Source organism: Streptomyces capoamus (genome assembly GCF_014654935.1).
GTDB classification, from domain to species: Bacteria; Actinomycetota; Actinomycetes; order Streptomycetales; family Streptomycetaceae; genus Streptomyces; species Streptomyces capoamus.
Window position 1 is genome coordinate 2,692 of record NZ_BNBF01000022.1, and the last position, 22,706, is coordinate 25,397.

Here is a 22,706-nt window from a genome sequence, read left to right on the forward strand (position 1 = left end):
CTCTACGTCAAGGCCCTGCTCCAGACGCCGGGGAAGAAGTCGGTGCGCAGGCTCGCGGGCTCCGTCAGCGACTCACCCACGGCGTCGCAGTCGATGCACCAGTTCGTCAACGCCAGCCCCTGGGACTGGCAGATGGTCCGCCAGGACCTGCTGCGCTGGGTGGAGCGGACGACCGGCGCCGCGGCGTGGGCGCTGGCCCCGGCCTTCATCCCCAAGCGCGGCGAGCACTCTGTGGGTGTGCACCGGCGCTTCGACCCGTTCCTGGGCAAGGCCATCACCTGCCAGTTGGGCATCGGGCTGTTCCTCTGCGACGGCGAGGGCCCGCTCCCCGTCGACTGGAACCTCTACATCCCCGAGGCCTGGGTGACCGACCCCCGGCTGCGCGAGCGGGCGCGGCTGCCCGAGGGGGCCGGCGGGGCCATGTGGGCCCAGGCCGCCGAACTCGTGGGCCGCGCCACGTCGTGGACCACGGGTCCGCAGGCCCCCCTCACCGCGGACCTGTCGTGGATGCCGGACCGCGGCGCGTTCCTCGCCCACCTGTCGCGCACCGAGCAGCCCTTCGTCGTCGAGGTTCCCGAGACGCTGACCGTGCGCGCGGCAGCGGCCCCGCACCTGCCCTCCCCGCCCCTCGCCGTCCGCCGGCTCCTCGACACCCAGGGCGCCACCATGACCAGCGGCGAGCAGCACCACGGGCTCGACATCCTGTCCCTGCCGGTGCTGCTGCCCGGCGCGCCCGCGCGGCAGCCGAGGCTGCGGCTGCTGGCCCAGCGGCGGCCGGGCGGCCGGGGGACCCGGATCTGGCTGACGAACCTGGTCGACCGGCCGCTCCCTCAGCTGCTGCCCCTGATGCGCCAGCCCCGTCTGGCCACCGCGGTCGTGAACTCCCTGAGCGGCGACTTCGGCCTGCAGGACTTCGAGGGCCGCTCGTTCCCGGGCTGGCACCACCACACCACCCTGGTGTCGGCGGCCTTCACGCACTACCGGTTGCGGCGGGCGGGCGTCGCGGGGGCCGTCGGCTGACCCGGCGACCTGCCCGGCCCGGGGGCAGCCGGTACGGCCGGCTGCCCCCGGGCCGGCGTGTTCCCGGACGGGAACCGCGCGGCGCACCTTCGACTCCTGGGCCGGCGCGCCGGCCCCGGCCGACCACCGGACGTCCGTCCTGGCGGCCTCGGTGAAGGTCTTCGACGCCGTCGCCGGGTACGGCGTCCCGCGCATCCACTTCGGCGTCGGCACCGGCGCACTGCTGAAGCCGACCACCACGGGCCGGCGGCGCCCCCGTGCCTCAGGGGACGTCGGCGAGGCCCGCTCCCGGGCCGGCGGCGAGGCCGGTGAGGGCGGCCCGCCAGACCTCCGGGAAGTCCGACGGGGCCGGGCCGCGCTGCCCTCCGGTGACCCGGGCGTCGATCGCGACGCCCTCGACCAGGTGCTGCACGAGCTGGGTGGCCGTCCCGGGCCGCACCTCCTTGGTCAGGGCGCCGCTCTTCCACGCGCGCTCGACGAGCCCCCGGACCTCACCGCGCCAGACCGCCGGCCAGTCCGAGGCGACGTGGCCCTCCGTGATCAGACGCGCCGCGGACCGGGCCCGGACGCTGCTGTGGAGGGTCCCGGCCACGGCCAGGACGAGGGCGGACAGGTCGTGCAGCGGCCTGCCGGTGTGCGGGCACGCCGCGCGGATCCGCTGCAGTTCACCGACTCCCTCGTCCGCCACCGCGGCCGCCAGGGCGGCCTTGCTGCGGAAGTGGAAGGTCAGCGCCCCCATCGAGATGCCCGCGTCGCCGCAGACCGCCGCCAGGGAGGTGCCGTCGTAACCGTGCCGGTCGAAGTTGCGCGCCGCGGCCAGGACCAGGCTGGTACGCGTTCGGGTGGCTCGTTCCTGCTTCTTCATCATGGGCCTCGGCGATCGCGGACAACTCGGCTCATGCGTTGGGTCGGTCACGTACGTCCTCGGATGTCACCAGCGGCCGCAGGCTGTTCGTGCGGGCCCGCGCATCGGCTTCGACGGGCGGTTCGACGATAGGACGACGCCCGGACGACGGGAACGTGACGAGGGGAAAGCCGGAACGTTCTCGGCAAGTCCGGTCGGGACCACGCAGGCCGGGGCCAGGCCGGCCGGCATCGCCCCGGCCTGCGTGGCCCGGCCGGCTACTTCGCGGTCCAGCCCCCGTCGACGGGGACGGCCGCCCCGGTGGTGAAGGACGAGCGGTCCGAGCAGAGCCAGGCGGCCGTCTGCGCGACCTCCTCCGGTGCGGCCAGGCGCCGCTGGATGGCGCGTTCGGTGAAGGGCTTCAGCAGGGCCGGGGTGGCGGTCAGCACCTCCTGCATCAACTCGGTGCGGGTACTGCCGACGACGAGTGCGTTCACCCGGATCCCCTGCTCCGCGTACTCGTCGGCGGCCGCCTTGCTGAGCCCGATGACGGCGTGCTTGGCCGCGATGTACGGAGCCGACGCCCCGGTCGCCCGCACTCCCGCCACACTGGAGGTGTTGACGATGGCGCCGCCGCCGCGGCCGAGCATCACGGCTATCTGGGCGCGCATGGCGTTCCACACACCGCGTGCGTTGACGTCCATGATCCGGTCGTACTCGTCGTCCCCCATCAGGTGCATCGGGGTGCCGGTGGAGGTCCATCCCGCGTTGTTGAAGGCGGCGTGGAGGCCCCCGTAGGCGTCCACCGCAGCCTGGGCGACGGCCCGCATGTCGTCGGCGCGCGTGACGTCGGCCACGACGGCGGTCGCCCGCCCGCCCGCTGCCTCGACCTTGCCGACGACCTCCTGGAGCCTGTCCTTGCGTCGCGCGGCCAGCGTCAGACGCGCGCCCTCCCGGGCGAAGAGCTGGGCGGCCGCCGCACCGATCCCGCTGCTGGCGCCGGTGATGACGACGGACTTGCCGTGGAGCAGACCTCTGTCGGACATGACTCTCCTTGGACGTATCTCGATGGACGGGGTGCGCCACGGGACGACGTGTGCCGGGCGCCGGTGCCGGCCGGCCCGGGACCGGACTACGTGAAGTGGTGCAGGTGGGCGGCGGCCCACTGCGCGAAGGTGGTGGGCGGCCGGCCCGTCAGCCGTTCCACCGTCTCCGTGGTCGCGCTCTTGGCCCCCGCGGCCTGCCGTTCCGCGCCGGCGAGCAGCGCGTCCGCCGTCGCCGGCGGATAGCGGCGCAGGTAGGCGCGGCGCGCCGCGTCCCGGGACAGGGCCCGGCACGTCAGGGGCCGGCCCAGGAGGTCGGCCAGGATGCGGGTCTGGTCGTGGGCGGACAGTGCCTGGGGGCCGGTGAGCCGGTACGACCGTCCGTGGTGGGCCGCGTCCCCGAGGACCCGTGACGCCACCGCGGCGATGTCCTCCGGTGCGATGCAGGCGTTGCGGCTGTGCGGGTGCAGCGCCTCGGTGGTCGCGCCGGCGCGGATGCCCGGGGCCCAGGCCAGGGCGTGCGTCATGAAGGACCGCGGCTGGAGCATGGTCCAGGGGATGCCGCTGTTCCTGATGCGGTCCTCGTTCTCCCGCTGCCACGTGGTGACGAGGTCATCGGCCGCCGGGTCGTGGACGGCGGCCGCGGAGAGCTTGACGATGTGTCCGACCGAACTGTCCACGGCCGCGCGGAGGATGTTCCGGTCGTGCTGGGGGCGCGTGGGGTCGTTGGTGACGACGAGGACCGCGTCCGCGCCGCGGAACGCCTCGACGAGGCTCGCGGGCCGGTCGTAGTCGCAGACCACGTGGCGTACGTCCGGCCGCCGACCGCTCCCCGGGCCGTTCCCGCCGCCCGGGCCGTGCGGCGAGGGGTCCCGCGGGACGCTGCGGCCGGTGAGGGTGAGCCGGTGCCCGCTCGCCGCCAGCTGACGGGCCACCAGCGACGCGACCGTTCCGGTGGCCCCCGTCAGCACGATGTGCGCGGTCGCGCGCGCCGCCGCGGTCATGAGGCCGGGACCTGCTGCGGGTCGACGCTGATGTTGGCGTGCACGGCGGCGGGGGCGATGCTGGGCAGCAGCAGCGCCCACATGTCGCAGACGCGCTCCGTCAGGTCGGCCCGCCCGGTGGCGAGCTGCGAGTACACCTGCATCCCGGTACAGGCGGCGACGATGAACCGGGCCACGCGGTCGGTGTCGACCCCGTCCTCGAGTTCGCCCTCGGCCTGCGCCGTCTCCAGGAGGCCGCGCATGAGAGTGCGCCAGTCCTCGAAGGACGTCGCGTCGTTCATGCCGTGGCTGCCCTGCTCGACCGCGAGGCGCACGCCGGCCCGCAGGATCGGGTCGTGCTGCATGCGGTGCGCCCACACCAGCGTGATGTCGACCAGCCGCTGCAGGCCGGTGGAGTCCAGGTGCGGCTCGATCGTGGTGGCCTGAGCGTTCATCAGTGCCTCGGCCACGCCCTGCTTGGAGCCGAAGTGGAAGTACAGCGCCCCGAGGGTGAGGCCGGCGCGCTCCGCGATCCGGGTGACGGCCGCGCCCTCATAACCCGCCTCGTCGAAGATCTCGGCAGCTGCCAGCAGGAGGCGCTGGCGGGTCCGGGTGGCGCGTTCTGTGTTGGCGGTCGTCATGCGGCATCCATTCCTCGACAAAAATAGAGAACGTAATTTATGTTAGCGCGGTCACCGCGGCCAGCAGCCAGTCACTCAGGGGGAGACGGACATGTTGCACGCGCACGCCATCGGGTTCGACACGGCCCAGCTCAGCACCGCGGTACCGAGGGAGCTCGTCCACAAGCGGGCACACGCCGAGGTACTGCTCACCGGCTGGACCACTCACGCGGAGGGCCACCGGCACACGGTGCGCGCCCAGTGGCCCCGCTTCCACAGCTTCTACTGGCCCCGCGACCAGCGCTTCGACCCCATGCTGTTCGTCGAGACCGTCCGGCAGACGCTGCCGTTGCTGTCCCACACCGCCTACGGCGTCCCGTTCGGCAACCACCTGATCTGGGACGACTTCAGCTACCGGGTCGATCCGCGCGCCATGCGGGTCCCGGCCGCGCCGGCGGAGGTGGAACTCGACATCGTCTGCGAGGACGTGCGGATCAGGAACGACAGCCTGGTGTCGATGGTCATGCACGCCACCGCCTACCTGGACGGGCAGCGGATGGGGACGGCCACCGCCCGCTTCGCCAACCGCTCGCCCGCCCTCTACCGGCGGCTGCGGGGGCCGCGGTACGACCTCGCGGCCGTGCGGCGCACCGCCCTGCCGCTGCCGCCGGCGCTGCGGCCCGCGGCCGTGGGGCACTGCCTGCCCTGCAACGTCGTCCTGGCCGCCGGCGCACGGCCGGACCGTTGGCAGCTGCGCGCCGATCTGGACCACCCGGTGCTGTTCGACCACCCCGTGGACCACGCCCCCGGCATGCTCCTCCTCGAGGCCGTACGCCAGGCCGCGCACGCGTACCGGCCGGACGTGACCGGCATGGTCACCGGCATGTCGGTCACCTTCGACCGCTGGGTCGAACTGGACGAGCCCAGCTGGGTGTCCGTGACTCCGCTGGGCGGCGACGACCTGAGGATCACCGTCGAGCAGGGGCAGGCGGTGTGCCTGAGCGCGGAGGTGACCACCGCGCAGCCGGCCCTGCTGACCGGCGCCGAGCGCGTACCCGCGCTCACCTGACGGCGCCGCCCCGCGCGGCGGCCTCCACCCACGTGCCCGGTCCGCCCCTCCGCGGACCGGGCTCAAGGGGCACCCGGGGGGCGGGCGGACCATCCTGCGCCTCCGGCACCGCGCCGCCTGACCGCGCCGGGAGACCGTGACCGTCCGGGGGAGGGGGAGCGGGTGGGGGCAGCGGCCCGGGCGGACGGCTGAGCGGGACGACCGAACGCGTCCGCGCCCCGCACCCCGGGCCCCGCGCCTCACGTCCGCACCCCGCGCCTCGCGTCCGCACCCCGCGCCTCGCGTCCGCACCCCGCGTCTGGCGTCCCGCGCCTCGCACCCCGCCGGGCCCGGCGGACGGCCGAGCAGGGCGGCCGAACGCGTCCGCGCCTCGCGGTCCAGCACCCCGCGCCTCGCAACTTGGGCTCCGCGCCTCGCGTCCCGCGTCCCGCAACTCGGGCTCCGTACCTCGCAACTCGGGCTCCGTGCCTCGCGTCCCCGGCCCCGCACCGGGGTCCGGCGGACGGCTGAGTGGGACGGCCGAACGCGTCCGCGCCCCGCGCCTGCTCCCCGCACCCCGCGCCTCGCAACATAGGCTCCGCGCCTCGCGTCCCGCACCCGGGCCCCGCGCCTCGCACCCCCCACCCCCCACCCCGGGCACCGCACCCCACGTCAGTGTGCGGTGAGGACGCAGAACTCGTGGCCGTCCGGGTCCGTCAGGCAGGTCCACGGGACGTCGCCCTGACCGACGTCGAGGTCGGTGGCGCCGAGGTCCCTCAGCCGGGCCACCTCCGCCTCCTTGTCGTCCCCGGGGAAGGGGAGGAGGTCGAGGTGGAGCCGGTCCGGCACGGACTTCGCGCCGGGCGTGCGCAGGAACTCGAAGTACGGGCCGACACCGTTCGCCGAGCGCAGCGCCGCGTGCTCGTCGGTCACGTCGTGCACGGTCCAGCCCATCGCCTCACCCCAGAACCGGGCCATGGCCCGGGGGTCGGCGCTGTCGGCCACCACTGCGGCGACCGGCCCGGTGTCGCGGTAGACCGCCCGGGGCTCGAGCACACAGAACTCGTTGCCCTCGGGGTCGGCGAGCACCGTCCACGGCACGTCGCCCTGGCCCACGTCGGCGGGCGTCGCGCCGAGGGCCTCGAGCCGTGCCACCAGTTCCGCCTGGTGGGCCGCGGAGCGGGTGGCGAGATCGAGGTGCAGACGGTTCTTCTGCGGGGTCCTGGCCTCCGTGACGGGTACGACATCGATGCCGACGACCTCCGGGTGGGGCCAGAGGAGACCGCCGGCGGGCCCCACGTACGTGGTCACGCCGGGGCTGTAGACCTGCCAGTCGAGCGCCTCCGCCCAGAAACGGCCGACCGCGGCGGGATCGAGTGCCTTGATGATCACGTGAGCGGGTCGCAGCGCCATACGGGGGATGCTACTCACCGCTCCGCGAGGCCTGCCGGTGCCGGTTCAGAGGCTGATGCTGCCTGACCGGGGACACCGTCCGCGGCTCACTCCTCGAACAGCGCCTCCTGCTCGCCCTCCTGTTGCCGCCGCACCCGCCGGTTCCGCGCGCCCACCACCACGGCCGTCCCGGCCGCCACCGCGCCGAGGGCGGCCGGGACCATCCAGCCGCGGTCCAGGACGTGCCCCAGGGCGTGGTCGAGGGAGAGCCGGCCGGGGCCGGTGACGGCGAGTCCGGCCGCCGTCAGGCCGAGGCTCGCCGCGTGCTCGTAGCCGCCCTCCTGGGCGAAGAAGCCGCTCGGCAGGTGCACCGCCGAGGCCCCCGCCATCGCGCCGGCCGCCGCCGCGCCCGCCGCCGGGGTGGCGAGGCCCAGCGCCAGCAGCAGGCCGCCACCCGTCTCCGCCAGGCCCGCGGCCGTCGCGCTCGCCTTGCCGGGCGCGTAGCCGACGGACTCCATGAACTGGCCGGTGCCCTCGATGCCGTGTCCGCCGAACCAGCCGAACAGCTTCTGCGCGCCGTGCGCCGCCAGCACCCCGCCGGTACCCAGCCGGAGCAGCAGCAGGCCCAGATCGCGTCGGTCGAAACAGGTCACGGTGACTCCCCGGCAGACAGGTGGACAGGTCCCTCCCCGCGTCCCCACCCTCGCACCGCCGGCGCCACCCGGCTCCTCCTGGCTGCCGTTCGGGTGGCGCGGCCGGGGAGCCGTGTGAGCCCACTGCGTCATGGCCCCGGATTACGTCCGGAGACGGCGGTCCGAGCCGGTGCGAACCACGGGCTCAGGGTGCGCCCGTCGCCGGGGTTCGGGACGCGGCACCTGCGGGAGCGGTCTCAGCGGTGGTGATGATCTGCCGCAGGACGTCCCTGGCCGCATCGATCTCGGCCGATCGCTGATCGAGGGTGCGCAGCTGGGTGCGGAGCGAGTCCAGGATGCCGGGGCACGGCAGTACGGCGGACTCGGCGTCGGTGCAGGGAAGGACCTGGCGGATGATGCGGGTCGGCAGTCCCGCCGCGAGCAGGGCCCGGATCCGCAGGACCACGGCGGGGGCGGTCTCGTCGTAGGTGCGGTACCCGTTGGGCCGGCGTCCGGGCCGGAGCAGCCCCGCCCGTTCGTAATGGCGCAGGAGGCGTTCGCTGGTCCCGGTCCGTCTGGCCAGTTCTCCGATGAGCACCGTCCGCTTCCTCCCAGGCTTGACCTTTCCACGGTGTCAAGGAGCAACAGTGGGTCCGCCCAGCCGCATTCCGGCGGCCCGTTCTCCTTCGGAGGCACCTGGTGATCATCGATGCCCACAGCCATGTCCACGACCCGGTCGAAAGCCACCTTGCCGCCCTGGACGACGCGGGAGTGGACCGCGCGGTGCTCTTCGGTACCCGCCCGCATCCGGAACGGGCTGTCGATCTCGTGTCACTGCGTCGCGAGATGAGCATCCTCGACCACGCCCTGGCAGGCCGCGGGAACAGCGTCGAGGGCCACCGCACCGCCTGGGCGGAGCTGCACGAGACCCTGGCCGCGCACCCGGACCGTTTCATCGGGTTCGGCTCCGTGCCGCTGGACCTGTCCGAGGAGGACATCGCGGCCCTGATCGACCGCGAGGTGGTGGGGCGCGGACTGCGCGGCATCGGTGAACTCACGCCTCCCGCGGGGGAGGCCGCCCGGATCGAGCCCGTGCTCGCCGCGGCGCACGACCAGGGCGGGCTGCCTGTCGTCGTCCATGGTTCCGCGCCCACCACCGCGGAAGACCTGCACACCCTGTCCCGTCTCGCCGCGCGCTACCCGGCGGTTCCCCTGGTGGTCAGCCAGCTCGGCGGGACGAACTGGATGGCGGCCGTCGAACTGGTGCGGGACACGCCGAGCATGTATCTGGAACTGTCCACGGCCGCCATCGTCTTCGCGGTGCGGCTGGCGATCCGTGAGATCCCCGAGCGGACGTTGTTCGGCTCGGACGCCCCCTACGGTGATCCGGTGCTCGCCCGCACCACCATCGAACGGGTCACCGCTCCCGGCGAGGTACGGGACCGGGTGCTCGGGGGAAATCTGGGCCGGCTCCTGGGCATCCTCTGAACCGAAGGCCGCTCGGCCCGTGAGGGTCCGGCGGGCGAGGTGTGAGACTCGGGAAAGCGGGGTAGCCGGTATGACTTTCATGACGCGGCAAATTCCGTGCCGTATCGGCCTCCGCACGCGAATCCCCTGCTCGAAGCGGTGTACGGTCCCCGGGTGCGCGAATGTTCCCGGCTCAGCCGGCGGGCCGTCCTCGGGCTGACGGCCGCCGCCCTTCCCTTGTCCACGGCCACCGGGGCCGCCGCGGCGGCCACCGCCGTCGGCGGCGAGCGACTGGCCCGCACCGGTGTCCAGGTGCACGGTGCCTCCGGACTGCCCGCGAAGCTCACCGCCCGCTCCTGGCTGGTCGCCGACTGCGCGAGCGGGGAGGTGCTCGCGTCGTTCGACGCGCACCGGCGGCTCGCGCCCGCGTCCACGCTGAAGATGCTGTTCGCGGACACCGTCCTGAAGAAGTTCGACCGCGCCCTGCGCTACACGGTCACCGACGCGGACCTCGCCGACGTCCCGGCCGGCTCCAGTCTCGTCGGTATCAAGCCCGGACTCACCTACACCGTGGAGCAGTTGTGGCAGGGCGTGTTCCTGCGCTCCGGCAACGACGCCGTGCACGTGCTGTCCCACATGAACGGCGGCATCGCGAAGACGGTCGCCGAGATGCAGGCCAGGGCCGCGGACCTGCAGGCCCTGGACACCCATGTGGTCAGCCCGGACGGCTTCGACCACAAGGGGCAGCTCTCCTCGGCGTACGACCTGACGCTGTTCGCCCGGCACGGCCTGCGGGACGCCGACTTCCGCGGTTACTGCGGCACGCGGACCGCCGACTTCCCGGCGGGCGGCAAGAAGACGTTCCAGATCCAGAACACCGACCGCCTGCTGACCGGAGCATGGGGCCTGAAGACGTACGACGGCCTGATCGGTGTCAAGAACGGCTACACCAGCCACGCGGGCAACACCTTCACCGGCGCGGCCACCCGGGGCGGGCGCACCCTGCTGGTCACCGTGATGCACCCGGACTCCGGCGGCAACGCCGTCTACGAGCACACCGCCGCGCTGCTCGACTGGGGCTTCACCCACGGGCGTTCGGCGCAGCCCGTGGGCATGCTGGTCGAACCGCTCAGCGAGGGCGGGGCGAGCGCGAGCCCGGCACCCGGGCGCAAGACCGTGCAGGCGGCGGCCGGCGCCCCGAAACCGGCGTCCGGGGGCGGCTCGGCGTGGGAGGTCACGGGGGGTGCCGCCGGAGCGCTCGCGGTGCTGGGCCTGGGCGCCTGGGCCCTGCGCAGGCGGCGGACCCGGGCGGAGACCGCTGCGCGGGGCGACGAAACGGATGGCGTGCGGCCCTGAGACGTCGTGCGGCGGCCGTTCCACCGGCCGGCGTGTACCCGCGGTCCGCCGCGGGGTCCACCCCCAACTCCGGCTCGGTGGAACGGCCGCCGCCTCCCCCCTCGCGGTGGCTGGGAACTTCCGTGTGCCAACTGTGAAGCTCTCGTGGAGAAAAGTGGAGCACACGTCCGGTACCGGCCGCAATGGTGCGGATGTTCAAATTCCGTTTACGCGGGCGGAACGCTGCGGCTCAGCCCCGTCCGACGTACGGCATCGTCGTCGCCAGCACCGTCGCGAACTGCACGTTCGCCTCCAGCGGCAACTCCGCCATGTGCCGCACGGTGCGCGCCACGTCGGCCGCGTCCATCACCGGTTCCGGCACCACCTGCCCGTTCGCCTGCAGCGCGCCCGCCCGCATCCGGGCCGTCATGTCGGTGGCCGCGTTGCCGATGTCCAGCTGGCCGACCGCGATCCGGTACGGCCGCCCGTCCAGGGACAGCGCCTTGGTCAGACCGGTCAGCGCGTGCTTGGTCGCGGTGTAGGCGGCCGAGTGCGGGCGGGGCGTGTGCGCCGAGACCGAGCCGTTGTTGATGATCCGGCCGCCCTGGGGATCCTGCTCCTTCATCCGTCGGTAGGCGGCCTGCGCGCACAGGAACGCCCCGTTCAGGTTGACGTCCACCACGTGCCGCCAGTCGTCGTAGGACAGCTCCTCGACAGGGACCTCGCGGGGCCCGTTGGTCCCCGCGTTGTTGAACAGCAGGTCCACCCGGCCGAACCGGTCGACGGCCGCCGTGAACAGCGCGTCCACGTCCCGCGGCCGGGACACGTCGGCGGGCACGGCGAGGGAGGCCGCCCCCGGGACCAGCGCCGCGGTCTCGGCGAGCGGACCGGGGCGCCGGCCGGCCAGCGCCACCGACCAGCCGGCCCGCAGCAGTTCCACGGCGACGGCCCGTCCGATGCCGGAGCCGGCCCCGGTCACCACCGCGATCTTCGCATTCCTGTCGGTCATGGCACCGCAGCGTAAGCGGAACCTCCGTCATGCGGAATGTGCTGTCCGCGATGCGGTTACGCGGCCGGAGCGACCGCGTCCCCGGGGTACCGCACGCCGATCCGCTCCCGCACCGCGTCCAGCGTGCGCATCACCGCCAGCGTCCCCTCCAGCGGCACCAGCGGCGACTCCTTCTCACCGGCCCGCAGGGCGCGCATGACCTCCTCCGCCTCGTGCCGCAGGCTGGTGCGCGGCCCGTCGGCGGGGTCGGCGGCGAACTCCTCCGGGTCGCGGCCGTCGCGGTGCAGCACGAACCGGTCCGGGTGGAAGAACCCGGACGGCACGTCGATCCGGCCGCGCGTGCCCGTCACCGACGCGGTGGCCCCCGTACCGCCGACGATCGAGCAGTGCACCGCGGCCAGCGCCCCGCCGTCCCAGGACAGCAGCGCACCCGTCTGCAGGTCCACGCCCTCCGCCGAGAGCACCGCGCGCGCGGCGATCCCGTCCGGCTCGCCCAGCAGCAGCTGCGCGAACGACACCGGGTACACCCCCAGGTCCAGCAGCGCCCCGCCGCCCAGCGCCGGATCCCGCAGCCGGTGCGCCGCGGGGAAGGGGCCCGCCAGGCCGAAGTCGGCCTGCACGGTCCGCACCTCGCCGATCGCCCCGTCGTCCACCAGCGCCTTCAGCCGGCGCACCAGCGGATTGCAGTACATCCACATCGCCTCCATCAGGAAGCGGCCGTGCTCCCGCGCCAGCGCGACGAGTTCCTCCGCCTCGCGCAGGTTCAGCGTGAACGGCTTCTCGCACAGCACGCCGCGGCCCGCCTCCAGGCACAGCCCGGCCGCCGCCCGGTGCGCCGAGTGCGGAGTGGCGACGTACACGACATCGATGTCGGGGTCCGCGGCCAGCGACTCCCAGTCGCCGTACGCCCGCCGCGCCCCGAACCGCTCCGCGAACGCCTCCGCCGACTCCCGCCGGCGCGAGGCCACCGCCGCGATCTCCGCGCCCGGGAGACCGAACAGGTCCGCGGCGAAAGCCGCCGCGATCCCGCCGGTCGCCAGGATCCCCCACCGCACGCTCCGCTCCGCCATCGTCGCCCCGCCCTCGCTCAGGTGTACCTCGGCAGTGTGTACGAGCTGAGAGCATAGGTGCCGGTCGGGTCGGCGACACCGATGTCAGAGAAGCGGAAGCGAGCACCAGGAAGGGCACATGGCGGACCACGCGGCGGCACCGACACCGGAGCGGGACCACCCTTCCCCCTCCGCCCCGGCACCGGCCCGCGCCCCGCGCGGCACCGGCCCGCTCGTCACCTTCCTGCTGGGCGGCCTCACCGCGACGACCCCGCTCGCCATGGACATGTACCTCCCGTCCCTGCCACAGGTCACCCGCTCCCTGCACGCCCCCGCCGTCACCGTCCAGCTCACCCTCACCGCGTGCATGGCCGGACTGGCGCTCGGCCAGCTGGTCCTGGGCCCCATGAGCGACCGCTGGGGCCGGCGCCGCCCGCTGCTCACCGGACTCGCCGTCTACCTCGTCGCCACCGCCCTGTGCGCCGTCGCGCCCACCGTCGAGACGCTGATCGCCCTCCGGCTGGTGCAGGGCCTCGCCGGCGCCGCCGGCGTGGTCATCGCCCGGGCCGCCGTCCGCGACCTGTACGACGGGGTCGCCATGGCCCGCTTCTTCTCCACCCTGATGCTGATCTCCGGCGCCGCGCCCGTCGTCGCGCCGCTCGTCGGCGGGCAGATCCTGCGGGTGACGGACTGGCGGGGCGTCTTCGTCGTCCTCACGGCGGTCGGCGTGCTGCTCGCCGCCCTGGTCTGGGCCCGGCTCCCGGAGACCCTGCCGCCCGCCCGGCGGCACCGCGGGGGAGTGGGCGAGGCCCTGCGCGCCATGCGCGGCCTCCTCGCCGACCGGGCCTTCACCGGCTACACGCTCGCCGGCGGCTTCGCCTTCGCCGCGCTGTTCGCCTACGTCAGCGCCTCCCCGTTCGTGATCCAGGAGATCTACGGCGCCTCCCCGCAGACCTTCAGCCTGCTGTTCGGCCTCAACTCCGTCGGCCTGGTGGCCGCCGGCCAGCTCAACGGCAAGGTACTGGTCGGCCGGGTCGCGCTGGACAAGGTGCTCGCCGCCGGACTGACCGTGATCGTGCTCGCCGCGACCGCCCTGCTGCTGATGGCCACGGGCGCCCTCGGCGACACCGGCCTCGTGCCCGTCGCCGCCGCCCTGTTCGTCCTGATGTCGGCGATGGGCGTCACCCTGCCCAACGCCCAGTCCCTGGCCCTGCTGCGCACCCGGCACGCCGCCGGCTCCGCCTCCGCGCTGCTCGGCACCACCTCCTTCCTCGTCGGCGCGATCGCCTCCCCGCTCGTCGGCGTCGCCGGGGAGCACACCGCCGTCCCCATGGCCGTCGTCCAGCTGGCGGGGGCACTGGTCGCGGCGGCCTGCTTCGTGACACTGTGCCGTCCCTGGGCGGCACGGGAGACCACCCGTGCCGGGTCGGAGGGAGACGAGAACTGAGCGCGCCGAGACTGCGCACCGGCACCCCGGAACGGGCCGGGCTCGACCCCGTCGTGCTCGGGCGTCTGGCCGAGGAGGTGCACGCCCTCACCGCCGGCACCCGCCCCTGGGCGGCCGGAGCCGTCGTGCTGGCCGGCCGCGGGCCCGTCGTCGCCGTCGCCGAGGCTGCGGGCTGGGTCGTGCGCTACGCCTGCTACGACCCCGAGACCGGCACCGGTGTCGAACTGCCCCCCGCCGCGCGCGTCCCGGCCACCCTCGGCACCCCCTTCGACCTGGCCTCCCTCACCAAGCTCTTCACGTCCGTCGCCGCCGTGCAGCAGATCGAGCGCGGCACCCTCGGCATGGACGCCCGGGTCGGGGACTACCTGCCCGACTTCCACGCGGCCGCCGCGCACGGCATCACGGTGCGGCAGCTGCTCACCCACACCTCCGGACTGCGCCCCGAACTCCCCCTGTACGACTGCCCCGACGACGCCGGCCGCCTGGACCTGTTGCGCGCCGAGGCCCCGGCTGCGGAACCGGGCCGGTACCTGTACTCCGACCTCAACATGCTCCTGCTCCAGTCCGTCCTGGAGCGCATCACCGGCCGCACCCTCGACGTCCTCGTCCGGGACGGCATCACCCGGCCGCTCGGCATGACCGCCACCGCGTTCGGGCCCTGCCCCGGTGCCGCGGCCACCGAGGACCAGCGGCGGCCGTGGGCCAAGGCCGACCGGGGCATGCTGCGGGGTGTCGTCCACGACGAGAACGCCTGGGCGCTCGGCGGGGTGGCCGGCCACGCCGGCCTGTTCTCCACCGCGACCGACCTGGCCGTCTTCTGCCGCACCCTGCTCGCCGGCGGCTCCTACGGCCCCGCCCGCATCCTCGGCCCCGACTTCGTGGAGCTGCTGTTCACCCCGCCCGGGCTGGGCTTCGCCATGGACCAGCCGTGGTTCATGGGCGAGCTGGCGGGCCGCGGCGCGGCCGGCCACACCGGTTTCACCGGTACGTCCCTGGTCCTCGACCCCGCCACGGACACGTTCCTGGTGCTGCTGGCCAACACGGTCCACCCCCGGCGCCGCCACCCGGACAGCGTCCCCCGGGCGACCCTGGCGACCCTCCTGTCCCAGGCGGTGATCTGACCACCCCGGCACGTGCCGGCACCGGCGCCGCCCGCCATAGAATCACCGGGTGAACGACCCCCTGCGCACCGCGCTGGCCGAGCTGCTGGACGGTCTGCCCCCCACGGAGGTGACCGCCGCCGTGGACCGCCTGATCACCCACTACCGCGGCGACACCCCCACGCACGCCCCGATCCTGCGCGACCGCGCCGACGTCGCCGCGTACGCCGCCTACCGCATGCCGGCCACCTTCGCGGCCGTCCGCTCCGCGCTGGAGGCGTTCGCGGCGGCCGTCCCCGGCTGGACCCCCGGCAGCCACGTCGACATCGGCGGCGGCACCGGCGCGGCCACCTGGGCCGTGGCGGAGACCTGGCCGGGCGCGCGCGGTGTCACCGTGCTGGACTGGGCCGAGCCCGCCCTCACCCTCGGCCGGCAGCTGGCCGCCGCCCACCCGGACCTGACGGACGCCCGCTGGCAGCGCGCCCGGATCGGCGCGGACCTCACCCTGGACGACACCGACCTGGTCACGGTGTCCTACGTCCTGAACGAACTCTCCGAAACCGACCGCGCCGCCCTCGTCGACGCCGCCGCCCGCGCCGCGCGGACCGTGGTGCTCGTCGAGGCCGGCACCCCGGCCGGCTACCGGCGCGTCCTGGAGGCCCGCGACCGGTTGGTCGAGGCCGGCTTCCGCGTCGCCGCCCCCTGCCCGCACAGCGCCGCCTGCCCCATCGCGCCCGGCACCGACTGGTGCCACTTCTCCGCCCGGGTCGGCCGCTCCTCCCTGCACCGCCAGGTCAAGGGCGGCTCGCTGGCGTACGAGGACGAGAAGTTCAGCTACGTCGCCGCGACCCGGCTGCCCGCGGAGCCGGCCCCGGCCCGGGTGGTCCGCCGCCCCCAGATCCGCAAGGGCCAGGTACTGCTCGACCTGTGCGAGACCGAGGAGCGGCTGCGCCGCACGACGGTCACCAAGCGCCACGGCGACCTGTACAAGGCGGCCCGGGACGCCGACTGGGGTGACGCCTGGCCGCCGTACGACGCACCGTCGTAGCCCGCGGCCCCCGCTTGTTAGTTTCGTCCCCATGGTCGACAAGCCCGCCCCCGACGCCAGCCGCCGCAGCGAGAAGTCCCGCAGGGCGATCTACGCCGCCGCCCTCGCCCTGGTGGGCGAGGCCGGCTACCCGAAGACCACCGTCGAGGCCATCGCCGCCCGCGCCGGGGTCGGCAAGCAGACCATCTACCGCTGGTGGTCGTCCAAGGCGGACGTCCTGCTGGAGGCGTTCCTCGACCTCGCCGGGCAGGCGGCCCGGGCGGCGGGGCACCAGCCGGACGCCATCCCGGACACCGGTGACCTGGCCGCCGACCTCAAGGCGGTGCTGCGGGCCACCGTGGACGAGCTGCTCGACCCGCGCTTCGAGGCGCCGTCGCGGGCGCTGGCCGCCGAGGGGCTCGTCAACGAGGCGCTCGGCCGCGAGTTCGTGAGCAGGCTCCTCGAACCCCAGCTGCAGCTGTACGCGGCCCGGCTGCGCTCCGCGCAGGACGCCGGGCACGTACGGCGGGACGTCGATCCCCGCATCGCCCTGGAACTGTTCGTCTCGCCGCTCGCCCAGCGCTGGCTGCAACGGACCGCACCGATCTCCTACGCGTACACCGACACCCTCGTCGAGTACGCCCTGCACGGCATCGCGCCCCGCTGACCACCGCCCGCCCCCCCCGTCCCGCCGGCTTTCGGACCCCCGAAGCACACGAAGATGGGACGATAGGGCATGCTGTCCGCACAACAGCGAGGCGAGGGGATAGATGAGCGCGACGTTCGGCGGCCGGACCGGCCGGCAGGGCAAACTCTCCCAGTGGCTGCTCGGACGCCGCCCGAAGGAGGCCGCCGACGAAGGCGGCCGGGAGGTCCTGCTGCTCGCCGCCGCCGCGGCGGGACTGCCGCTGGCCCCCGCCGCGCACCCCTCCGACGGCTACCGCTGTTCCTGTGACCGCGTGGGCTGTCCCACTCCGGCCCGGCACCCGGTGTCCTTCGCCTGGCAGACGCAGTCCACCACCGACCGCTCCCAGATCGAGCGCTGGGCCCGGCACCAGCCGCAGGCGAACTTCATCACCGCCACCGGCATGGTCCACGACGTGCTGGACGTGCCCCTGGAGGCCGGCCGGGAGGCCTTGGAGCGGCTGCTCGGCTCCGGCGTCGAGGTCGGACCGGTCGCCGAGAGCGACGACGGGCGCATGCTGTTCTTCACCCTGACCCGGGGCACCCCCGAGGACGAGGACGAGTGGTGGCCGTGCGAGCTGGACTGCCACCCGGAGACCATGGACGAGCATCCCGGCCTGCGCTGGCACTGCCGGGGCTCCTACGTCCTGGTACCGCCGGCCCGGCTGCCCGGCGACCAGGGCCAGCGGGTGCGCTGGCTGCGCGGCCCGGAGTACGCGCTGCCCGATCCGCTCACCCTGCTGGAAGCGCTCACCGACGCCTGCGCCCGGCACGTGGGCGCGGAGCCCGGCCACCAGGGCGCGGCCTGGCCGCTGCACCACTGACCAACCGGCGGCCCGCTACTCGCCCTGCGCGCCCGTCAGCCCCTGCACGCGCCCCAGCATCCGCACCGGGCCGCTGCCGGCCGGGTCGAGCACGGCCTCGTTGGCGACCGACTCCAGCGTGAGGGACTGCTTCACCTCGCCCTTCACCAGGGCCTGCACGTCCTTGTTCGGAACCGGTGCGGTGCCGCCGGTGTAGGCGGTCCGCTTCTCGTAGTGGTGCGTGGTGAAGAACACCAGCGCCCCGCCGTCCGCCGTGCGCAGTGCCAGCGGCGCGTAGTCGCCGTGGGCGAGGGGTTGGTCGATGAACTGCCGGACCAGACCGGGCTTCCTGGCCGCCTTCCTGCGGTCCGCGCGCACCCCGCTGGTGTCGCGGCCGTCCGCGAAGGTCCGCCCGCCGCTCTTCAGGTAGGCGGCGTACGTCCTGCTCAGCTCGTCCGGCCGGACGGCCAGTCCTGCCGTGTCGGCCGGTACGGCCTCCGCCCAGCCGTCCGCGTCCTTCCTGAACTCCGGTACGGTGCCCGGCGCCATCAGCGTCAGGTAGCTCACCTGCCACCGCTCACCGAGGTCGTTGCGGGTGAACACCAGCACCCAGCGGAAGTTCCCGCCCTTGTTGCCCTGGCCGTCGGCGACGAACCAGCGCGGCCAGCCGGCCTTCTTCGGGATCGTGTACTTCACGTCCGTCAGCTTCAGCGGGGTGTGCGCCCGGTTCCCCGCCGGGTTGTTGACGTGCCCGGCCTGCAGCCGGGCGGCGTCGATGTCGGCGACGGCGCCGGTGACGTAGGGCGCGTCCAGGGAGCTGTCGTAGGCCTGGTCGGCCTTGTTGTACGCGCTCGTGAACGCGGTCAGCGCCTTCGCGGCCTCGGCGCGGGTGCTCGCGGGGAGCACGACACGCTCCCCGTGCACCACCATGCACCCGCTCGCGGTCAGCGACAAAGCGGTCAACGAGGCCGCTATGAGTGCGTTCCGGTCACGCCTGCGAAGCCGGCGACGGCTGCGTTCCCTGCTCATCGGGCTCCTTCACCTTCCCCTTCCCGGAGGCGAACCCTACCGGGGAGAGGAACAGCGCGAGCACCGGGACCAGGTACAGCGCCCACACCGAGACCTGGACGACCGTCGGGTCCGGCTGGAAGTTGAAGACGCCCTTGAGCAGGGTGCCGTACCAGCTGTCCGGCGGGACGGTGCCGCTGATGTCGAAGGCCAGGTGGGTGATGCCCGGGATCCAGTCGGCCTCCTGGAGGTCGTGGAAGCCGTACGCGAGCACGCCCGCCGCGACCACGACCAGCATGCCGCCGGTCCAGGTGAAGAACTTGGCCAGGTTGATCCTCAGGGCGCCCCGGTAGAACAGCCAGCCCAGCAGCACCGCCGTGGCGAGGCCGAGGGCGACCCCGACCAGCGGGCGCGGGGTGCCGTCGGAGGCCGCGTGCACCGACGCCCATACGAACAGCGCGGTCTCCAGGCCCTCCCGGCCGACGGCCAGGAACGCGGTGGCGACCAGCGCGCCCGTGCCGAGCGCGAGGGCCGCGTCCAGCTTGCCGTGCAGCTCCGACTTCAGGTGCCGGGCGGTGCGCCGCATCCAGAACACCATCCAGGTCACCAGGCCCACGGCGACGATCGACAGGGAGCCGCCGAGCGCCTCCTGCGCCTGGAAGGTCAGCTCCTGGGAGCCGAACTCCAGGGCGCAGCCGAAGCCCATCGCGATGGCGATCGCGATGCCGATGCCGATCCAGATCGGCCGCAGGGCGTCCTTGCGGCCCGTCTTGACCAGGTAGGCGATCAGGATGCAGACGACGAGCGACGCCTCCAGCCCCTCGCGCAGGCCGATCAGGTAGTTGGAGAACACGGGCTACGCCTCCTTCGAGAACAGCGTGCGGCCCCACCAGTCGCCGGAGTCCCGGACGCCGGGGGGAACCGCGAAGACCGCCGAACCCACGTGCTGGATGTACTCGTTGAGCGCGTCGTGCGCCGACAGCCTGCGCTGCAGCGGGATGAAGCCCTTGCGCACGTCCCGCTGGTAGGCGAGGAAGAACAGGCCGGCGTCCAGCCGGCCGAGCCCGTCGGTGCCGTCGGTGAAGGAGTAGCCCCGGCGCAGGATGGTGATCCCGTTGTTGGAGTCGGGGTGCGCGAGCCGGACGTGCGCGTCCGGCTTCATCGCCTTCAGGAACGGCTCGTCGTGCTCCTTGGCCTTGCCGACCGGGGCGCCCTCGCGCTTGTCCCGGCCGAACACGTCCTCCTGCTCCTGCAGGGAGGTGCGGTCCCAGGTCTCGATGTTCATCCGGATGCGCCGGGCGACCAGGTACGACCCGCCGGCCATCCAGTCCGGTCCGTCGTCCTCGCCGACCCAGACGAACTTCTTCAGCCGGTCGGTCTCGGTGCCCGCGATGTTGCGGGTGCCGTCCTTGAAGCCCATCAGGTTGCGCGGGGTCTGCGCGTCCGGGGTGGTCGAGGAGGTCTTGCCGAAGCCGAGCTGGGACCAGCGGATGGCGACCTTGCCGAAGCCGATGCGGGCGAGGTTGCGGATGGCGTGCACGGCGACCTGCGGGTCGTCGGAGCAGGCCTGGACGCACAGGTCGCCGCCGGTGCGGGCGCGGTCCAGGTTGTCGCCGGGGAACTGGGGCAGGTCGACCAGGGCCTCGGGCCGCCGGTCCCGCAGCCCGAACCTGTCGAACAGCGACGGGCCGAACCCGATGGTCAGGGTCAGCCGGGACGGCTTGAGCCCGAGCGCCTCGCCGGTGTCGTCCGGCGGGGCCTCGGCGAGCCCGCCGTAGGCGCCCTCGCCGACCGCCTTGCCCGCGGTCATCCGGCGGGCCGCGTCGGTCCAGTCCTTGAGCATCTGCACGAACGCGTCGCGGTCCTCGGTCTTCACGTCGAACGCGGCGAAGTGCAGCCGGTCCTGGACCGGGGTCGCGATGCCGGCCTGGTGGGCGCCGTGGAACTCCACCGCGCCGCCGGTCTCGGCGGCGGCCGGGTCCATGTCGTCGCCCGTCCGGGCCATCGCCACGGCGCCGCCCGCCGCGGCGGCCCCGAGCGCGAGCCCGGCACCGCCCCAGCCGATCAGCGCGCGCCGCGAAGGAGCGGCCTGAGTGCCCTGGGTCTCGGTCATCGCCCTGTCCCCCTTGCTTACTTCACGACCGCGGCGGCGAGCTTGGACAGCGGCTCGGCGAGCGCGTTCACCGCGTCCGACAGCTCCTTGCGCTGGTCCCCGGTGACCTTGTCGTAGGAGACGAAGTCGTAGGACGTCTTGTCGGTCCGGTACTTGTCCAGCAGCGCGTCCAGCGCCCCGAACTGCCCGTCCAATTCCTTGGCCAGCGCCGGGGCGTTCTTCGCGGCGACCGGCTTCAGCAGCTCGTAGGCCTTCCGGGCGCCCTCGACGTTGCCCTTGAAGTCGACCAGGTCGGTGTGGGCGTAGCGGTCCTCCTCGCCGGTGACCTTGCCGGTGGCGACCTCGTCGAGCAGTTCCTTGGCGCCGTTGGCCATGGAGGTCGGGGTGATCTCGGCCTTGCCGACCCGGCCCTGCCAGTCCTTGAGGTCCTTCAGCAGCTGGTCGGCGAGGGCCTTCTCCTCGGCGCCGATCTTCTTGTCGTGCCAGAGGGCCTTCTCCAGCCGGTGCCAGCCGGTCCACTTCTGGCCGGACTCCAGACCGTCCTCGCGGACGTCGACCTTCGGGTCGATGTCACCGAAGGACTCGGCGACCGGCTCGGTGCGCTCCCAGCCGAGGCGGGAGAGGCCGTAGGCCTTCTTCGCCGCCTCCAGGTCGCCGGCCTTGACCGCCTTCACGAAGGCCTCGGCCTTCGGCAGGGTCTCGTCGGCCTGGTCCTGGGCATACTGGCGGTACTCGGCGACCGCCTGGTCCAGCTTCGGGTCGCGGGCGGAGGCGCTGCCGCCACCGGTGACCGTGAGCTTCTGCCGGACGCCGTGGCTCTTCATGCCGGGCCGGCAGGCGATCTCGTACGAGCCGGGCTTCACCTCGGCGGTCAGCGTGTACTTGGTGCCGGGGCCGATGTTCTCCTTCTCGGAGACGATCCGGTCGTCCGGGAACAGGATCTCGACCTCGGTGGCCTTCGCGCCCTTGTTCTCGATCTTCAGCGTGACCTGGCCGGCCGGCACGGACTTGCTGGAGGTGTCGCACGTGGAGTCGGCGGCCGTGACCTGGATCGCGTTGCCGTCCTTGGCATCGCTCTTCGCGGTGCAGGCCGAGAGGGCGGTCAGAGCCGCCGCGGTGGCGGCGGCGGTGACGGTCAGTCGGACGGCGCGCATGCAGGCTCCAAGCGGATCTGGTCTGGTGAGGCTGCCCTAACTTACATGAGGCTAACCTCAGTCATATCCGTCAGGGTCGTGATTCACCTCTCACGGGACGGTCGCGGACACGGCTTGATCGCGCTGTCTCAAAAGAGACGGCAACGAACGGCAAAGGCGGCGCCAAGCGGTGCCCGGGGCGGCCGTCGGCACCGTGATGTTTCAATTCCCCGGTGACTGACTACGACGTACTCCGTGTCTTCTGCGGACCGAACGGCGGCTACGGCAACGAGCTGGGCGTCGTCCGCGACGGCTCGGTGCTGCCCGGACGGGACGCCCGGCAGCAGCTGGCGGCCGAACTCGGCTTCAGCGAGACCGTGTTCGTGGACGACCCCGAGCGCGGAGTGATCGACATCTATACCCCCACCCTGCGCCTGCCCTTCGCCGGCCACCCCTGCGTGGGCGCGGCCTGGCTGCTCGACGTGCCGGAGCTGGTCACGCCCGCCGGGGTCGTCGGCGTCCGGCTGGACGGCGAGTTCAGCTGGATCGAGGCCCGCGCCGAGTGGGCGCCGGCGCGCACCCTGCGCCAGTACGCGAGCGCCGCCGAGGTGGACGCGCTCCCGGTGCCGCCGAAGGGCGAGCGGAGCGAGAAGGGGGCCCCGGACGAAGGCGGGGAGTGGATCTACGCCTGGGCCTGGGAGGACGAGGCCGCCGGACGGGTCCGGGCCCGTGCCTTTCCGGGGCGCGACGACGGGATCGAGGAGGACGAGGCCACCGGTGCGGCCGCCCTGCTCCTCACCGACCGGCTGGGCCGCGCCCTCAACATCACCCAGGGCCTCGGCTCGCAGATCCTCACCGCTCCCCAGCCGCACGGGTGGATCGAGGTCGGCGGCCGGGTCCGCCTGGAGCGCTGACGCGCACCTGCCCGCGTCCGGGTGAGCGTCCGCGC

At 73.7% G+C, this 22,706-nt stretch carries 23 protein-coding genes and 1 pseudogene; 11 read left to right on the forward strand and 13 right to left on the reverse strand.

The genetic code is table 11. The features are described from left to right. Together IE312_RS28950 and IE312_RS44325 are read left to right on the forward strand one after the other, a co-directional pair. Positions 1–1,020, forward strand: a 1,020-nt coding sequence (locus IE312_RS28950; RefSeq protein ID WP_229900553.1) for an IS701 family transposase, incomplete at its 5' end; no start/stop codon positions are given. A 73-nt stretch (positions 1,021–1,093) separates the two neighbouring features. Then, positions 1,094–1,246: pseudogene (locus IE312_RS44325) on the forward strand (uroporphyrinogen decarboxylase); the annotation flags it as partial. A 36-nt stretch (positions 1,247–1,282) separates the two neighbouring features. On the opposite strand, the gene IE312_RS28955 reads toward IE312_RS44325, so the two are convergent. The 4 genes from IE312_RS28955 to IE312_RS28970 all read right to left on the reverse strand — a co-directional run bounded on the left by IE312_RS28955 (position 1,283) and on the right by IE312_RS28970 (position 4,531). Continuing rightward, positions 1,283–1,888 (reverse strand): TetR family transcriptional regulator, encoded by a 606-nt coding sequence (locus IE312_RS28955; RefSeq protein WP_306419830.1) that lies wholly within the window; start codon positions 1,886–1,888, stop codon positions 1,283–1,285. Between the two features lie 254 nt (positions 1,889–2,142). Next, a complete protein-coding gene (locus IE312_RS28960) occupies positions 2,143–2,910 on the reverse strand; it encodes an SDR family NAD(P)-dependent oxidoreductase (protein ID WP_189985249.1) in 768 nt (255 codons plus the stop codon). Positions 2,911–2,996: 86 nt separating this feature from the next. Then, complete coding sequence (locus tag IE312_RS28965; protein ID WP_189985250.1) at positions 2,997–3,911, reverse strand: NAD(P)H-binding protein; 915 nt, start codon at positions 3,909–3,911, stop codon at positions 2,997–2,999. Next, complete coding sequence (locus IE312_RS28970) at positions 3,908–4,531, reverse strand: ScbR family autoregulator-binding transcription factor (protein ID WP_189985251.1); 624 nt, start codon at positions 4,529–4,531, stop codon at positions 3,908–3,910. Before IE312_RS28970 ends, IE312_RS28965 begins: the two co-directional genes overlap by 4 nt. Before the next feature lie 91 nt (positions 4,532–4,622). On the opposite strand from IE312_RS28970, the gene IE312_RS28975 reads away from it, so the two are divergent. Beyond that, positions 4,623–5,579, forward strand: a complete 957-nt coding sequence (locus IE312_RS28975) for a ScbA/BarX family gamma-butyrolactone biosynthesis protein (protein ID WP_189985252.1) — start codon at positions 4,623–4,625, stop codon at positions 5,577–5,579. Positions 5,580–6,230: 651 nt separating this feature from the next. Here IE312_RS28975 and IE312_RS28980 read toward each other — a convergent pair. The 3 genes from IE312_RS28980 to IE312_RS28990 form a co-directional block, all read right to left on the reverse strand. Continuing rightward, the gene (locus tag IE312_RS28980; RefSeq protein WP_189985253.1) at positions 6,231–6,971 is read right to left on the reverse strand and encodes a VOC family protein; all 741 of its coding nucleotides are present in this window, start codon (positions 6,969–6,971) and stop codon (positions 6,231–6,233) included. 86 nt (positions 6,972–7,057) lie between these two features. Further along, positions 7,058–7,603 (reverse strand): DoxX family protein, encoded by a 546-nt coding sequence (locus IE312_RS28985; protein ID WP_189985254.1) that lies wholly within the window; start codon positions 7,601–7,603, stop codon positions 7,058–7,060. Between the two features lie 184 nt (positions 7,604–7,787). Then, on the reverse strand, positions 7,788–8,180 hold the full coding sequence (locus IE312_RS28990) for a MerR family transcriptional regulator (protein WP_189985255.1): 393 nt from the start codon (positions 8,178–8,180) through the stop codon (positions 7,788–7,790). 101 nt (positions 8,181–8,281) lie between these two features. Between IE312_RS28990 and IE312_RS28995 the strand changes: the two genes are divergently transcribed. Beyond that, positions 8,282–9,070 carry an amidohydrolase family protein gene (locus IE312_RS28995; RefSeq protein WP_189985256.1) on the forward strand — a complete coding sequence of 263 codons (789 nt, stop codon included), beginning with the start codon at positions 8,282–8,284 and terminating at the stop codon, positions 9,068–9,070. Positions 9,071–9,223: 153 nt separating this feature from the next. Continuing rightward, the gene (locus tag IE312_RS29000; protein WP_189985257.1) at positions 9,224–10,405 is read left to right on the forward strand and encodes a D-alanyl-D-alanine carboxypeptidase family protein; all 1,182 of its coding nucleotides are present in this window, start codon (positions 9,224–9,226) and stop codon (positions 10,403–10,405) included. Positions 10,406–10,634: 229 nt separating this feature from the next. Here IE312_RS29000 and IE312_RS29005 read toward each other — a convergent pair whose 3' ends face one another. Together IE312_RS29005 and IE312_RS29010 are read right to left on the reverse strand one after the other, a co-directional pair. Next, complete coding sequence (locus IE312_RS29005; protein ID WP_189985258.1) at positions 10,635–11,393, reverse strand: SDR family oxidoreductase; 759 nt, start codon at positions 11,391–11,393, stop codon at positions 10,635–10,637. Between the two features lie 56 nt (positions 11,394–11,449). Beyond that, a complete protein-coding gene (locus IE312_RS29010) occupies positions 11,450–12,463 on the reverse strand; it encodes a Gfo/Idh/MocA family protein (RefSeq protein WP_189985259.1) in 1,014 nt (337 codons plus the stop codon). Between the two features lie 118 nt (positions 12,464–12,581). Between IE312_RS29010 and IE312_RS29015 the strand changes: the two genes are divergently transcribed. The 5 genes from IE312_RS29015 (at position 12,582) to IE312_RS29035 (ending at position 17,524) form a co-directional block, all read left to right on the forward strand. Further along, positions 12,582–13,889 carry a multidrug effflux MFS transporter gene (locus tag IE312_RS29015; RefSeq protein ID WP_189985260.1) on the forward strand — a complete coding sequence of 436 codons (1,308 nt, stop codon included), beginning with the start codon at positions 12,582–12,584 and terminating at the stop codon, positions 13,887–13,889. After that, positions 13,814–15,010 (forward strand): serine hydrolase domain-containing protein, encoded by a 1,197-nt coding sequence (locus IE312_RS29020; protein ID WP_370467624.1) that lies wholly within the window; start codon positions 13,814–13,816, stop codon positions 15,008–15,010. Before IE312_RS29015 ends, IE312_RS29020 begins: the two co-directional genes overlap by 76 nt. Before the next feature lie 49 nt (positions 15,011–15,059). Next, positions 15,060–16,037 (forward strand): small ribosomal subunit Rsm22 family protein, encoded by a 978-nt coding sequence (locus tag IE312_RS29025; RefSeq protein WP_189985262.1) that lies wholly within the window; start codon positions 15,060–15,062, stop codon positions 16,035–16,037. A gap of 31 nt (positions 16,038–16,068) precedes the next feature. Further along, complete coding sequence (locus IE312_RS29030) at positions 16,069–16,683, forward strand: TetR/AcrR family transcriptional regulator (protein ID WP_189985263.1); 615 nt, start codon at positions 16,069–16,071, stop codon at positions 16,681–16,683. Between the two features lie 103 nt (positions 16,684–16,786). Further along, positions 16,787–17,524, forward strand: a complete 738-nt coding sequence (locus IE312_RS29035; RefSeq protein ID WP_189985264.1) for a bifunctional DNA primase/polymerase — start codon at positions 16,787–16,789, stop codon at positions 17,522–17,524. Positions 17,525–17,539: 15 nt separating this feature from the next. Here the strand turns inward: IE312_RS29035 and IE312_RS29040 are convergent, their stop codons facing one another. From IE312_RS29040 to efeO, 4 genes are read right to left on the reverse strand one after another with little or no spacing between them, the layout of a single operon-like run. Then, positions 17,540–18,532: an SCO2278 family lipoprotein gene (locus IE312_RS29040; RefSeq protein ID WP_189985265.1), complete on the reverse strand. Its 993-nt coding sequence runs from the start codon at positions 18,530–18,532 to the stop codon at positions 17,540–17,542. Next, complete coding sequence (gene efeU / locus IE312_RS29045) at positions 18,492–19,364, reverse strand: iron uptake transporter permease EfeU (protein ID WP_189985266.1); 873 nt, start codon at positions 19,362–19,364, stop codon at positions 18,492–18,494. The genes IE312_RS29040 and efeU overlap by 41 nt, the downstream gene beginning before the upstream one ends. 3 nt (positions 19,365–19,367) lie before the next feature. Continuing rightward, positions 19,368–20,624: an iron uptake transporter deferrochelatase/peroxidase subunit gene (efeB, locus tag IE312_RS29050; protein WP_189985267.1), complete on the reverse strand. Its 1,257-nt coding sequence runs from the start codon at positions 20,622–20,624 to the stop codon at positions 19,368–19,370. Positions 20,625–20,641: 17 nt separating this feature from the next. Then, complete coding sequence (gene efeO, locus IE312_RS29055; RefSeq protein ID WP_189985268.1) at positions 20,642–21,778, reverse strand: iron uptake system protein EfeO; 1,137 nt, start codon at positions 21,776–21,778, stop codon at positions 20,642–20,644. 212 nt (positions 21,779–21,990) lie between these two features. Here efeO and IE312_RS29060 point away from each other — a divergent pair, with 212 nt between their 5' ends. Beyond that, the gene (locus IE312_RS29060; protein ID WP_189985269.1) at positions 21,991–22,671 is read left to right on the forward strand and encodes a PhzF family phenazine biosynthesis protein; all 681 of its coding nucleotides are present in this window, start codon (positions 21,991–21,993) and stop codon (positions 22,669–22,671) included. Positions 22,672–22,706 lie beyond the last annotated feature (35 nt).

What these genes read in the sequence shown, in the direction of transcription:
- IE312_RS28955 (WP_306419830.1), bottom strand. Translation starts at nt 1,888, where the DNA reads ATGATGAAGAAGCAGGAACGAGCCACCCGAACGCGTACCAGCCTGGTC.
- IE312_RS28960 (WP_189985249.1), bottom strand. Translation starts at nt 2,910, where the DNA reads ATGTCCGACAGAGGTCTGCTCCACGGCAAGTCCGTCGTCATCACCGGC.
- IE312_RS28965 (WP_189985250.1), bottom strand. Translation starts at nt 3,911, where the DNA reads ATGACCGCGGCGGCGCGCGCGACCGCGCACATCGTGCTGACGGGGGCC.
- IE312_RS28970 (WP_189985251.1), bottom strand. Translation starts at nt 4,531, where the DNA reads ATGACGACCGCCAACACAGAACGCGCCACCCGGACCCGCCAGCGCCTC.
- IE312_RS28975 (WP_189985252.1), top strand. Translation starts at nt 4,623, where the DNA reads ATGTTGCACGCGCACGCCATCGGGTTCGACACGGCCCAGCTCAGCACC.
- IE312_RS28980 (WP_189985253.1), bottom strand. Translation starts at nt 6,971, where the DNA reads ATGGCGCTGCGACCCGCTCACGTGATCATCAAGGCACTCGATCCCGCC.
- IE312_RS29005 (WP_189985258.1), bottom strand. Translation starts at nt 11,393, where the DNA reads ATGACCGACAGGAATGCGAAGATCGCGGTGGTGACCGGGGCCGGCTCC.
- IE312_RS29010 (WP_189985259.1), bottom strand. Translation starts at nt 12,463, where the DNA reads ATGGCGGAGCGGAGCGTGCGGTGGGGGATCCTGGCGACCGGCGGGATC.
- IE312_RS29015 (WP_189985260.1), top strand. Translation starts at nt 12,582, where the DNA reads ATGGCGGACCACGCGGCGGCACCGACACCGGAGCGGGACCACCCTTCC.
- IE312_RS29030 (WP_189985263.1), top strand. Translation starts at nt 16,069, where the DNA reads ATGGTCGACAAGCCCGCCCCCGACGCCAGCCGCCGCAGCGAGAAGTCC.
- IE312_RS29035 (WP_189985264.1), top strand. Translation starts at nt 16,787, where the DNA reads ATGAGCGCGACGTTCGGCGGCCGGACCGGCCGGCAGGGCAAACTCTCC.
- IE312_RS29040 (WP_189985265.1), bottom strand. Translation starts at nt 18,532, where the DNA reads ATGAGCAGGGAACGCAGCCGTCGCCGGCTTCGCAGGCGTGACCGGAAC.
- efeB (WP_189985267.1), bottom strand. Translation starts at nt 20,624, where the DNA reads ATGACCGAGACCCAGGGCACTCAGGCCGCTCCTTCGCGGCGCGCGCTG.
- efeO (WP_189985268.1), bottom strand. Translation starts at nt 21,778, where the DNA reads ATGCGCGCCGTCCGACTGACCGTCACCGCCGCCGCCACCGCGGCGGCT.